The sequence below is a fragment of the Sphingomonas sp. CFBP 13706 genome (genome assembly GCF_014842355.1).
GTDB lineage: Bacteria > Pseudomonadota > Alphaproteobacteria > Sphingomonadales > Sphingomonadaceae > Sphingomonas > Sphingomonas aerolata.
The window spans coordinates 86,174-98,696 of record NZ_JACYVM010000012.1 but is presented as its reverse complement, the minus strand read 5'-3'; the positions used below and the strand labels follow the sequence as shown (position 1 = coordinate 98,696).

The 12,523-nt window shown below is 61.8% G+C and carries 12 protein-coding genes and 1 pseudogene; 3 read left to right on the top strand and 10 right to left on the bottom strand.

The window, feature by feature from the left end:
- Positions 1–1,119 (top strand): IS3 family transposase gene (locus IFS44_RS17540; RefSeq protein WP_192099414.1). Its coding sequence is split into 2 segments (ribosomal slippage), with 1,120 coding nucleotides annotated over them: positions 1–206 and positions 206–1,119; the frame shifts between segments, so codons are not numbered across the junction. This gene is flagged as partial in the annotation.
- A gap of 390 nt (positions 1,120–1,509) precedes the next feature.
- On the top strand, positions 1,510–2,064 hold the full coding sequence (locus tag IFS44_RS17535) for a helix-turn-helix domain-containing protein (RefSeq protein WP_446740691.1): 555 nt from the start codon (positions 1,510–1,512) through the stop codon (positions 2,062–2,064).
- On the opposite strand, the gene IFS44_RS17530 is transcribed toward IFS44_RS17535, so the two are convergent.
- The 5 genes and pseudogenes from IFS44_RS17530 to IFS44_RS17515 all read right to left on the bottom strand — a co-directional run.
- Complete coding sequence (locus IFS44_RS17530; protein ID WP_192099413.1) at positions 2,047–2,550, bottom strand: hypothetical protein; 504 nt, start codon at positions 2,548–2,550, stop codon at positions 2,047–2,049. The genes IFS44_RS17535 and IFS44_RS17530 overlap by 18 nt on opposite strands.
- A 123-nt stretch (positions 2,551–2,673) precedes the next feature.
- Entirely contained in the window at positions 2,674–2,784 is a 111-nt protein-coding gene (locus IFS44_RS22975) for a DUF5818 domain-containing protein (protein ID WP_446740775.1), read from the bottom strand.
- A 29-nt stretch (positions 2,785–2,813) separates the two neighbouring features.
- Positions 2,814–3,014 carry a 30S ribosomal protein S21 gene (gene rpsU / locus IFS44_RS17525; protein ID WP_031393196.1) on the bottom strand — a complete coding sequence of 67 codons (201 nt, stop codon included), beginning with the start codon at positions 3,012–3,014 and terminating at the stop codon, positions 2,814–2,816.
- 517 nt (positions 3,015–3,531) lie between these two features.
- Complete coding sequence (locus IFS44_RS17520) at positions 3,532–4,470, bottom strand: ATP-grasp fold amidoligase family protein (RefSeq protein WP_192099412.1); 939 nt, start codon at positions 4,468–4,470, stop codon at positions 3,532–3,534.
- A 720-nt stretch (positions 4,471–5,190) separates the two neighbouring features.
- A pseudogene (locus IFS44_RS17515) lies at positions 5,191–5,531 on the bottom strand (integrase core domain-containing protein); the annotation flags it as partial.
- Between the two features lie 252 nt (positions 5,532–5,783).
- On the opposite strand from IFS44_RS17515, the gene IFS44_RS17510 reads away from it, so the two are divergent.
- Positions 5,784–7,397, top strand: coding sequence for a DUF5597 domain-containing protein (locus IFS44_RS17510; protein WP_192099411.1), 1,614 nt, complete (start codon positions 5,784–5,786; stop codon positions 7,395–7,397).
- 104 nt (positions 7,398–7,501) lie between these two features.
- On the opposite strand, the gene IFS44_RS17505 is transcribed toward IFS44_RS17510, so the two are convergent.
- From IFS44_RS17505 to IFS44_RS17485, 5 genes are all read right to left on the bottom strand, one after another.
- A complete protein-coding gene (locus IFS44_RS17505) occupies positions 7,502–9,124 on the bottom strand; it encodes an alpha-L-fucosidase (RefSeq protein WP_192099410.1) in 1,623 nt (540 codons plus the stop codon).
- 146 nt (positions 9,125–9,270) lie between these two features.
- Entirely contained in the window at positions 9,271–9,915 is a 645-nt protein-coding gene (locus tag IFS44_RS17500; protein WP_244650400.1) for a GDSL-type esterase/lipase family protein, read from the bottom strand.
- Position 9,916: 1 nt separating this feature from the next.
- The gene (locus IFS44_RS17495) at positions 9,917–10,696 is read right to left on the bottom strand and encodes a GDSL-type esterase/lipase family protein (protein WP_192099409.1); all 780 of its coding nucleotides are present in this window, start codon (positions 10,694–10,696) and stop codon (positions 9,917–9,919) included.
- Positions 10,693–11,610 carry an alpha/beta hydrolase gene (locus tag IFS44_RS17490; protein ID WP_244650399.1) on the bottom strand — a complete coding sequence of 306 codons (918 nt, stop codon included), beginning with the start codon at positions 11,608–11,610 and terminating at the stop codon, positions 10,693–10,695. The genes IFS44_RS17495 and IFS44_RS17490 overlap by 4 nt, the downstream gene beginning before the upstream one ends.
- Before the next feature lie 38 nt (positions 11,611–11,648).
- Positions 11,649–12,443 (bottom strand): IclR family transcriptional regulator, encoded by a 795-nt coding sequence (locus IFS44_RS17485; RefSeq protein WP_192099407.1) that lies wholly within the window; start codon positions 12,441–12,443, stop codon positions 11,649–11,651.
- Between the last annotated feature and the right edge of the window lie 80 nt (positions 12,444–12,523).

Genomic DNA, 12,523 nt, shown 5'->3' with positions numbered 1-12,523 from the left:
CTTCCTTCCATTCCAACGAAAGGATCGCACCATCAAACCGTGGGATCAAACACCTAGCGCCACCTATTACGCCTGGAAGGCCAAGTTCGGTGGTCTGGAGGTGTCCGATGCGAAGCGGCTGCGGGCGCTCGAGGAGGAGAACGCCCGGCTCAAGCGACTGCTGGCGGATACGATGCTGGACAACGCAGGTCTGAAGGACCTGCTTTCAAAAAAATGGTGACGCCTGCCGCGAAGCGGGAAGCGGTCGCGCATCTCCAGACGGCGCTGGGGATGAGCGAGCGGCGGGCGTGTGCTGTCGTCGGGGCGGATCGCACGAGCATGCGGTATCGTTCAAGCCGGGCAGATGATGGCGACCTTCGGTCGCGTCTGCGTGAGCTTGCGCAGCAGCGCCGACGGTTCGGCTATCGGCGGTTGCACATCCTGCTGCGGCGGGAGGGCATCATGATCAACCGCAAGAAGACACAGCGGCTTTACCGCGAGGAAGGTCTGACAGTCCGTCGCCGGAAGGGACGAAATCGCGCCGTCGGCGCGCGGGCACCTGCGCCGGTGCTGGCGCCACCCAACCAGCGCTGGAGCCTGGACTTCGTTCATGATCAGATGGCCACGGGGCGGCGGTTCCGTATCCTCAACATCGTTGACGACGTGACGCGGGAGTGTCTGCGGGCGGTGCTCGACACCTCGATCTCGGGCAAGCGGGTGGTGCGCGAGCTGGGCAACCTGATCGCCGAGCGTGGCGCGCCCAAGATGATAGTCAGCGACAATGGCACCGAGTTGACCTCAAATGCGGTGCTGGCGTGGTCGGGCGATGCCGGCGTCGAGTGGCACTATATCGCTCCGGGCAAACCGACGCAGAACGGGTTCGTCGAGAGCTTCAACGGCCGCATGCGCGACGAGCTACTCAATGAGACGCTGTTCTTCACGGTCCGCCAGGCGCGCACGATCCTCGCCCGCTGGGTCGAGGACTACAACACAGAGCGGCCACACTCCTCGCTCGGCTACGCCACACCGGCCGCCTTTGCGGCAGAACTCGAAAAGCAACGGTCGGATTTAAACCCGACCGTTGCTTCACCCGCGCTCCTGCGCGACAACAACGGTCGGTCTCTGGTTGCAGCTGGATGAAAGGCGGGGGTCACGTCAGTCATTGCCGGATAACCTGCGATACGCCGGTCTGATATCGAAATCTTCGCATCGACGTTCAGAGAGTGATCATTGGCTCGCAAGGTCGGCTAGATAGCTAGGCTACATAGTATGGCTGGTCGGGTTTAGTAGTCATGCTCATCAGCTCAAGCTATCATGGGGATACCCAAGAAAGCCGGATGAGATGAGCGAGCAGGAAAAGCGGAACATGATCAAGGCCACGCGGGGGTATCTGCGCGTGAGTACTGAGGAGCAGGATCTCGCTCGCCAGGAAGTGATAGTCGCCGGGGCGCGAGGAGCTGGGTACTATGTGGCAGCAGTCTACCGGGAAAAAGCATAGGTGCACGACCGGACCGGCCAGAACTGCTGCGCATGGTTGCCGACCTCCAGCCTGGTGAGGTGGTTGTCGCGGAGAAGATCGATCGGATCAGTCGTCTGCTTTTGCCCGAGGCGGAGTTGTTAGTCGCGACGATCAGAGGGAAGGAAGCTAAGCTCGCGGTGCCGGGGATCGTTGATTTGTCCGACCTCGTTGCCGATAGTTCTGGTGTTGCCCGGATCGTGCTCGAGGCGGTGCAGGATATGCTGTTACGGGTAGCGGTTCAGACCGCCCGCGACGATTACGAGACCCGTCGTGAACGCCAGCGCGAAGGGATCGAGATTGCCAAGCGGGAAGGCCGGTATACTGGGCGGAAGCCTGACCTCGCGCACCATCGCCGCATTATCGCGCTTCGTGACGCTGGCATGAGCATTGTTAGGACGGCCGAGCTGGCCGAATGCAGCATTGCGCAGGTCAAGCGAGTGACAGCTCTGCATCGTGCGAAAGCAGGCGTTTCATTAACCAAGGGGGTGTCGTCGGAGGACGGATCCAGCTTAAAGTTCGTGCTTCGACGACAGTGGAATAAGCCGTCGTCAGACAGCTGGCGGTAGGCCCGATTTGATCTTTCCGCCCACCGACGTGTCGGTTGCGGCTCCGTAGCGTTCGGCTTCTGCGACTAATTCAGCATCTGACAGGGCGCGGTGGTCTATCCACCACTTCGCATCAATTACGACGGCACAAACATGGCGGCCGTTTCCGTCTGTGCCCGAATTCGCCATGAGCGCGCAAAAGCGGCTGGCCCGTAGGGTTGTCGCCCAAGCAACCTGGCGATCACTGCCTGTGAGCAAGGGAAGGTCTAGGTGGGCAATGGCTGCACTGTTACGAACCGCCGCCTCCGCCTGCTCACCTTGCTTGGTCGCGACGAAACAGTTGCGACACTTGGTTGCCTTCAGCCAGCGGGCTTTGCGCTCCTGCTGGCTGGCAAAGCCGGAAAGATAGTGAATCTGCTCATGCCCGCAGGCGTGCGTGATGATTTGTCCCATAACATGATGATGCTCGACAGCCGTTTCGAGGCAACCGGGATGAGTCAGGTTCAATCACGAATGCGTTGAGCCGTTGGCGTGACTACTTTCCAACTTCAATCACTTAGTTGGGGGCTACTCCATCGGCATTCACGAGAGCGGGGCCGACAAGCGTGCCGACCAGACGAACCCGCTTCTCTACGAGGTCGAATGGCGCTGCAATTCCAATTCGTAGCGACCCCCAAGGTCCCGCCGCAGGTAAAAGGCGCCACCGTCGCGGATCAATGTACCAATCTCATCTACCCGCATACCGATCAACGGCACGATCGCGTTGTCGTTCAATTATCGCGTTCGGCGCGCTTGCGATCCGCCTTCCGCGCACGACTGACGGCCGCGGCATGTTCGCGCGCCCGTTTCTCGGACGGCTTCTCATAATGCCGGCGCAGCTTCATCTCACGGTACACCCCTTCACGCTGCAGCTTCTTTTTCAGGGCGCGCAAGGCTTGGTCGACGTTGTTGTCGCGGACGATGATCTGCATGATGGCTGGCTCGTTATGGCTATAGGTTAGTCAAATACAACACGCTTTATGCCCAGGAACGAGCCATGCCAAGGATAGCTTAGGCGGCATAGTCTGGCGATCCGCGTCACCGACGACGAGTTGAGCTCATCGTCGGCACATAGGGTTACCTTCGTCCGGTCGCCCTGCCTTTGAAACTGATATTGCGCCGTTGCATTCCAAAGAATGCCATATCCCGATTGGCGCGCGGAGCGCGACTGTGAAAATGTCGGCGCGATCGAGCAGATCGGTGTCGGCGAGGCCTGTAATAGACCGAGCGAACGGTTGATCCTGCATACCGGCGTGTCGGTCGTGGACGGGCAAATGTCCTGCGCCCGCATCTGGAGGCGGCGCTGGCTGGCACGGATGCAGCCTGGGGTATCACGAGCTCTACCCCGTCATCTTCGGCGAGGAGCTGGCGACCCCCGCCTGTGCCAGTGTAGAGCGGATCGCGGCGGTGGGGGCCTGCGTGGTGCGTCCCGCTTGATGCTGACGCCCGTCAGCCCTCGCGCCTGAACGCCCGCATCAGCGTGCGGCTGTATTCGCGATGGGTCGGAGTTTCCCGGTGGCACCCGGCAGATGATGGCGCGATGCCAAGCGAAGCTGCCGGTGTGAACGTCAGTTCCCCGAAATAGATGCCGTCCGCCCCGTCATAGAGGTCAACGCGGACGAAATCGAACGGTGCCGCCAGTGCTCGAGGCGCCGCGGTCATCTCAGCAAGGCGACCAGCATCTGGAAGCCAGTAATCTTCCGGGGTCGTGAACCCGTCGTCTGCGTCCATGGGCTCGAACCCTGGCACTTGGAACAGGCGGCTCCATGCCGTACCGAACCGGGCGTGATCGACCTGGCACAGCAACGGTTCGCCGTGGATGCAATGAAACTTGTAATCGTCGGGCGGGGCGGAGTTATGGGCGGGCACCAGCGTTTCGACGATGATCTGCCGCGGCAGGTTCCAATACTGCATCTCGCGCATCACGAGCGCATAATCGATTGATGCCAGCTGGTGCATCGCCGCAAGATCTGCCGGCGAGGTGACGTTCCGCAGAAAGACGGGCGATCCACTGGCATGGGTCGGCTTGGCGATCGCAGGGGTTCCAATGAACGGCCGCAGCAGCTCGTGGAGGCGGTCGACGGATCGCACACCCGCCATCGGGATGACCGCCAGCGTTTCGAGCACGCGCAAAGCCGGGCATGATCGCGTCGCCATCGCCTTGGCAGTGCCCTTGTCAACGAACGTACGCTGGAGCGCCGACCAATTGGGGTTGATTATGCGGGCGAAGATCAGGTCGTTGATCGTTGCGGCGGCATCATTCGGGGGAAGCGGCCATCGCCCGAACTTCCGTTCAAAATGACCGCCTGCGATCAGATGGTTGAACCCGCGCTCCATTGGCGCGGGACGGGCGAACCCGTTTCGGTCGTCCCCTGACAAGTCCGTCATTCGATACCCTTGCCCATTGATCCCGATCGCGGATCAGTCCGCCTGCGGCCGCAATATGGCATCCAATTGGGTGAGGCGGCCCGGAATGCATGCGACATGAGGGTAATGTAAGCCATTGCCTGGAGCTTGGCGGGGCGCACACGGAAAGTGAGACCGCCCCGAACTGCGTGCCATCATTAAATACCGGACTGCTGGTCAGCGATCCGTTATGTGGCATTCGATGCCGGCTCGCTGCTTTTTAACCCTCATGATTGCCTGTGTCTCATTGATCGGATGTGGCGACCGTACGCCTGACCGTGAACGTGTGCTGCGACAATTGGCACAATCCTCGGATGCCCAGCTTGCAGGGGAAGCCGAGAACCTCAGGAAAAACTGATTCGAGCGCCGTCCGATAAGGAAGCACGATATTTTCTAATCAAATCGCGAGCGCGATTGTTACATGGCACGCGTATAGCCGTCATCCGCAAGGAGCTTGCCGAGAAAGTAGGTTACGGTCGCATTGAGGTCGATTGTGCAGAGCGCTCGATGCGGGTGCTGGCCTTGTCAGATCGACGTTCTTTTGTAGAAGCAGGGCTATCAAGACCTGTCGAACTAAGCTCCATCGCCGATCGGCCGTTGAGGCGGGAATTAGCGGCTGCCGTTTGCGCAAAAGACGGAGCGTAATAGGCGGGTAGATTGATCTGTCAGCGCTGGCTGATCGCCGACCGCTACGAAACCCTGCTAGGTGTTTGGTCCCGGCATCTGGTGGATCAGATCAACAATGAGTCTGTCCGGCTCTGACGTCCAGATCTTGCAATGTATTTGTAAGGCGTGAGGCCATTGAGCGTCTTGAGGCGACGGGCAAAATAATAGGCCGCCATGAGGTTGGCGAGGTGCACAGGCAACTGCTCGTGGCTATCGTAATGGAAGCGTTTGGCGGTCGCCTCCTTGATCGTGCAGTTCATCCGCTCGACTTGTCCGTTGGTCCAGAGATGGTAGGGATGGATCGGCCCCTTAACTGAGCTCGGGAGAGCCTTGGTGAGCCGGTGCTCTATGTCGTTCGCTTCGCAGATCATGTCGAAGCGCATCTGCCGCGACCAAGCGGTGTTACAGTTGCGCGACTGTGCGACTAGACATGCTGGACACCTTATTTGGCCTTTGACGACGCGAACGAGCGCGACGGCATTCTATCTAGTGAGCAATGTGCTTGAAATGCTACGGCGCGGTTGGAAGTTCCATATTTTCACTTATGATATCCATGTTCACCAGCGCACCCATGGTTGGTTGTACAGATAATGTCGGGACCATAGGGGCTCCGTCTGGAGAGGAATTTCATGCGTATCGCACTTGCAACCCTAGCCCTGCTCGTGTCCGGCGCGGCATGCGCGCAGTCGACGCCAATTCCAAAGATCGAGGCGCGCGACGGGCGTCACGCGCTGATTGTTGACGGCGCACCATTCTTGATGCTGGCCGCGCAGGCCAACAATTCGAGCAACTATGTCTCGCAGCTGCCAGCAGTCTGGCCCATGCTCGACCGGATGCACGCCAACACGCTCGAAATGCCGGTCGCCTGGCAGCAGATCGAGCCGGTCGAGGGGAAGTTCGACTTTTCCTTCGTGCAGGCGCTGCTTGACCAGGCACGCGCGCACGACAAGCGCGTCGTCCTGCTCTGGTTCGGAACGTGGAAGAACACGTCCTTGGCGTACACGCCCGATTGGGTAAAACTCGACAATATACGTTTCCCGCGAATGAAGACGCGCGACGGCAAGGATCACGGCGTCCTTTCGGCGATGTTCTCCACGACGATGGAGGCGGACAAGAAGGCGTTCGTTGCGCTGATGACTTATCTTAAGTCGCATGATCCGCAGAACACGGTGATCATGGTCCAGCCGGAAAACGAGACGGGGAGCTACAGTAATCCGCGTGATTACAGTGCGAAGGCGAATGCGTTGTTCGCACAGGCGGTCCCGGCGCAGCTTATAAAGGCGCTCGGCAAGGCGCCTGGGACGTGGAGCGCGGTGTTCGGCGTGCAGGCGGACCGCGCGTTTAACACTTGGCACGTCGCGCGCTTCGTTAATGTGATCGCCGCGGCGGGAAAGGCGGTAAAGCCGCTGCCGATGTATGTGAACGCGTCGCTCGCAGGCCCCTCGAACGTGCCCGATCCCAACGGCGTCGCGAGCGGCGGCCCGCAGCAGGACGTGCTCGACATCTGGAAGGCGGCGGCACCGTCGATCGATGCCGCGGCGCCCGACATCTACGATCGCAAACACGACAATGTAATTGCGTATCTGAGCGCCTATGCGCGGCCCGACAACGCGCTGTTGGTGCCTGAGATCGGCAACGCGAAGGATTTTGCGCGGTTCTTCTGGCCGGCGCTGGGGCGCGACGCGATCGGCTATGCGCCGTTCGGGATGGATGACACGGGATATTCCAACTATCCCCTCGGCGCGAAAACGCTCGATGACGAGACGCTAGGTGCGATCGGCAGGAAATATGCGCTGTTCGCGCCGATCGCACGAGAATGGGCGGGCGTTGCGCTCACGCATCCAACCTGGGGCGTTGCCAAGGGTGAAGACGGCGCAGCGCAGTCGACCGTGATGGGCGATTGGTCGATTACGGCGAGCTTTGGGCAGTGGCCGTTCGGACAGAAAGAATGGACCTGGATCAAGTCCGACAAGCCCTGCTGGGCCGATCAGCCCGTCGGAGGCGCGGTCGTCGCACAACTATCGCCGACCGAGTTCTTGGTCGCGGGGGATTATGTCCGCCTGAACTTCAGCGCGAAGACCGGAGGGCCCGCCAAGGGCATGATGCTGCGGGTCGAGGAGGGGACGTTGACCGATGAGCGTTGGACTACCACCCGTGTGTGGAACGGGGATCAAACGGATTACGGACTCAACATCGTCAATCGACCGACGCTGCTTAAAGTTACGATGGGGGTGTACAAATAGACGTCCGCTTCCATTACTTCTTTTGCAAAGGCTCGCGCGTAGTTGGAACCGGGTCTCGGCCTAGGCCGGGACCATTTGGTCCACGCGCCGGCTTGCTGAGGGGGTCACACCAACCCACGCCCCTCGATTCGGACTGCTGGGACAAAGCCCGTGTACGCCGGTAGGTCCAGATGCAGTCCGGCGGCGTCGCGGCGATGCTTCAATGTGCCACCGCCGAGCAGTGATACCCGCTCGATCTCCCCCGCTGTGCGTCCCGTTCCAAGTGACGCAATCGTCGCAGGGCCGCGCGGGGGGGCGAGGAATAGTGCGTAGAGTGCACTCCTGTTAGTCGTGAAGCGTATGTCCCGCAGCGTGAACGGCTTGGCAGTCGCCTCGTTCTGCATGCCAACTGCAAGCTTGGTGGGACCTTCGCCGTAAATGCGCCAAGGTCGCGAGCCAAAGATCGCTTCGCCGTTGGTTGCGACCCAGGCTGCCATGCCGTCGAGGATCTTCTCCTCTTCCGAGTCTATCGAGCCGTCGCCAGGCTGCGGTACAGAGAGGAGCAGATTGCCGTTTTTGGATACGACGTCGGCGAGGCGCTGTATCACCTCCTCGGCGGTCTTGTAGCTGCGATCGTTGAGGCGTGCGACGTTGTAGAACCAGTCGCCGAGGCACGTGTCTGTCTGCCACGGCTCGTCCCACAGATGATCGGTGAAGCCCTTTTCGACGTCCTGGACGATGCCGAAGCGTTCGTTCGGCTTCAGCTGCTTGCCGGTCAGCACGACGTCGATCTTGCCGTGCCATTGGATCGAGCGGTTATAATAATCCGCTGCTGCCTCAAGCCCGACGGGGCCGAACGGCAGCCCATAATCGTCGAAATAGACAAGGTCTGGCTTGTATTTCTCGACCAAATCAGTCTGGCGAAGCAGCCAGCGCGTGACATAGGCAGGGTCGTCCTTGGGACCGGTTTCGACCCACCGGCCGTTATTCTTGTCGTGCCAGGCGTTCATCGCCTCGATCGTGTCGATGCCGTCGGGGAGCACGGCATGACCGCCGGTGTAGAGCTCCTGCGGGTCGAGTCCTTCCCACCATTGGCCTTTGCCGTCCGCCTTGGCTTGCGTGAAAGCATCGTAGCGGACACCCTTCTTGGCACCGATCGGGTCGTAGCCATAGGCGGGCTGGTACCAGTGCCAGGCGTGCGCCGCGTGGTTCGACACGCCGAATTTAAGGCCGGCGGCACGCGCAATCTTTTCCCATTCGCCGACGATGTCGCGCTTCGGCCCAACCCGTAGCGAGTTCCACGCGTGGTAGCGACTGTCGTAGCAATCAAGATTATCGTGATGCGTCGCGAGCGCGACGAAATATTTAGCGCCGGCCCTCACGTAGCGGTCCATCAGCGCCTGCGGGTCCCAGCGCTCGGCCTTCCAGGCGTGCTGCAGATCCTTCATCCCGGCAACCGACGGATGGCCGTAGGCCTTGAGGTGATGCTCGTACATCGGATGGCCCTGCATATACATGAAGCGGCCGTACCAATCCCCCTGCTCGGGCACCGCCTGCGGGCCCCAATGCGACCACAGCCCGAGCTTCGCGTCGCGGAACCAGTCGGGGTAGCGGTAATTGTCGACGAGCGAGGGCCAGTTTGCCTGCACCGGACCGCTCGCGCGGCCCATCGGGCTGGCTGCGCGGGCGGCGGTGGCAAGGCTCAGGGCGGCGGTGCCGGCGAGAAAGCCGCGGCGATTATAGGTCATTTGTCGGATCCCAACGTCTTTGCGATCGCGGCGAGCGCGAGGGTTTTCATGATGGCGTAGCCGGCGGGGGTAGGGTGGACGCCGTCGGTCGAAAGGCCCGGCTTCATGCCGCCCTCGGCCGTGGTTAGCGCGGCATGATAGTCGACTTAGCTATGCCCGTGCACCTTGGCATAGCCGCGCAACCAGGTGTTAAGCGCGGCGATCTGCGAGACGGGCCGCTTCGCGGGGCTCCAGGGGAAGGCGGCGGCGGGCGGAACCGACGCGAGGATGACCTTGATGCCGTACGCGCGCGCCAGTTCGGCCATGCCGGTGATATTGCCCTCGACGGTTGCCATCGTCACAGCACCGGTGTTGCCAGCAATGTCGTTTGTGCCTGCCATAATGTGAACCGCGGTCGGATGAAGTAGGATTACGTCGTTGCGGAAACGGATCAGCATCTGCGGCGAGGTCTGGCCGCTGATCCCGCGGTCGACCAGGCCGTTGGTAAACGGCGACGCATCGGCGCCGATCCAGTTGTCGGTGATCGAGTCACCCATGAACACGACACGCACGGGGGTCTTGAGCGCAGCGTTCTGCGCGGCGTCGCGGCACAGCTGCCCGTGATCGCGCGTTAGCATATGCAGATTGTACATCTGATAGTCGGCGGCGGGTCTGGGGTGCGTCGGGCACGGATCTGCGACGATGCCGACGAGGTCGTCGGCATAAGGATCGCCGGGGACCTTGGTCTGCGCGGCACCGGGGGCCAAGCACGAGATGGCGGCGAGCAGCGCCGTGAGGGTTTGGATGCGCATATCAGTTCCTTGCAAGCGCAGCGGCGATCGCGCGCGAGGCGATGGGAGTCATGCGGGCATAGCCGCTAGGGAGCGGGTGAATGCCGTCGGTTGTGTACGAGCGGCCGAGCATGCCTCGGGCATCAACCAGGGCAGCGTAGTAATCGGCATAGGCATAACCGCGCTCAGCGCAGAAGACGCGCAGCCAGGTGTTGAGCGCAAGTAGTTCGTCAGGCTTGCGCTCCCCGACCACGTTGCGCGCGGCTTCGGTATAGTCGTTCACCGGGAGCAGCGATCCGAACACGACCTTAATGTGGTGCGCGTCGGCTAAGTCGGCCATTGCTTCCCAGTTGGTCTTGATCTGCTCGGGTGTTTCCTGTTGCAGGAAGCCCTGCACGTCGTTGACGCCGGCGAGGATCACGACCGCCCGCGGGTGCAGCGCGATTACGTCTTGATGGAAGCGCAGGATCATCTGCGCTGTGACCTGGCTGCCGATGCCGCGATTAATATAGGGCTGGCCGGGAAAGCTGGCCGACAGGTTCCAGCGGTCAGTGATCGAATCGCCGAGGAACACTACGCGACGCTGGCCGGGTTTGCGGGTGGGGAGAGCGGCATTGGCTTGCCGGTAGATGTAACGTTCACCAAAATCCTGCATCAGGCTTGGGACGAGCTTGGCGCGGAAGGGCCCAAGCCACTGGCCCCAGTCCCGCTCCACGACGACTCTGCGCTCGGGCGAGCTTTGATAACCTTGCGCCACGGCCGCGCTCGACAACAAGGCCAATACGAAGACGCCGACCTTCATCCGAGGAGGCCGTGGCGCGCAGCGAACGTCATGAACAGCGCGGGCCATGCCATCGCCGAGCGGTCGGCGGGCAGCCGACTGCCGAAGCCGTGCCCCCCGTCCTCGAAGATGTGCAGTGCGACCGGGCGTTTGGCGTCAGTCATCGCGCCGAACATCGCGATGCTGTTCGCCGGGGGCACGAGACCATCGTCGGCGGCATGAACGAGGAAGGTCGGCGGGGTGTTCGCGTCGACGCAGTGTTCGACCGAATACCGGCGGCGCGTTTCGAGCATAGCTTCGGCCCCCAACAGCTGATCGCGCGAGCCGGCATGCGTATAGGGTTCGTACAGGCTGATCACCGGGTATACCAGCGCAGCAAGATCGGGACGGGCGCTCTGTCCGTCTGCGGAGTCGACAGGTGCGTACACCGCCCGCGCATGGTGCGTAGCAAGCAAGCCTGCGAGGTGGCCACCTGCCGAAAAACCGACCACTGCGAGACGATCGGCCCGCACGCCGAAATCCGCGGCGCGGCTGCGGATCAGGCGCATCGCACGCTGCGCGTCCTGCAGTGGCACGTCGGAACGGTCGTCCCACCCTTCACCGGGCAGGCGGTACATTAGTATGAACGCGGTGATCCCGCGCGCGTTTAGCCACGCCGCTTGCGAGGTGCCCTCGTTGTCGTACGACAGGAAAGCGTAGCCCCCGCCGGGGACGACGAGCACCGCAGACCCATTTGCGCGCGCAGGACGACGCACGATCAACACGGGTTGTGCGATGCCCGTGACCCAACGATCGGGATGCGCGGGATCTTGCGATTGGTCGTCGATCCGTCGCGCGGGGATCGTTCCTCGGCTGCCGGGTGGAGCCCCGGGCCACAGCGCAACTACCTGGTCCGTCGCGCTGATCTGCGCGGCGAGAGGGCGGGCGAACGCCATCAGCGCTCCTCCGCCCAAGACAGTTCGGCGGGAAGGGGTCATGCTGCGCTCTCCACCTGCTGGATAGCACCGGCGCCGTCCCTTACCACAGGCGTAAGTTGTCCCGCGATCGCTGCGGCTGCCGTGCGCAGCACATTCTGCGAGGCTGTCAGCGTTAAGCGACTGGCGGGACCGTCAACGAACGGCACGGTCAGCGCCGCGCGAGCGAAGCCAGCAGTGAGGATTGGCACCGACAGATCGGTGATGCCGGTCAGTACAGGGCTTGCGGTTGCGCCACCACCATCCGCGACGAGCCTGTTGAGCTGCGCAACGAGCGCCGCTTCGTCAATCGCTACACCGGTCAGGCGAATCTCCTCCAGCATGGCTCGCCGTGCTTCCGACGGCTGGAAGTCAAGCAGAATGCGCCCCGAGGCCGAACTATATAACGGACGGTGATAGCCCACGCGCACCGCAAAGCCCGATAAGCCGGGCGCCTCGACCCCGGTGATCACCACCATTTCGGCTCCCGACGCAACCGCCATATGGCAGCTCTGTCCGGTGTTGCGCGCGACGTCGTGCATCGTGGGGAGGGCCGTCGAAACGAGATCGCGAACCGGCGGCTGGCCCATGCTCACCGCAAAGAGCCGGTTGGTGAGGCGATAGCCGTCGTCGCCGCGCGTGATGTAGTGATGCTCTTCGAGCACTTGCAGCATCCGGAAAATCTCACTGACGGAGCGTCCAAGCGCGATGGATATGTCGGACATGTTGAGCGGGCCGGCTGCAGAGGCGAGCATCTCCAGGATCTCAAGACCCTTGGTCAGGGCAGGCGCCTGATAGCGCGATTTGTCGGCCATTCCTTCTCTCCAGCGTCCTTATCACGGCTTCTGCGAGACCGCTGATCGGTTCAGAGGTGCCATCAAAGATTCACACATGA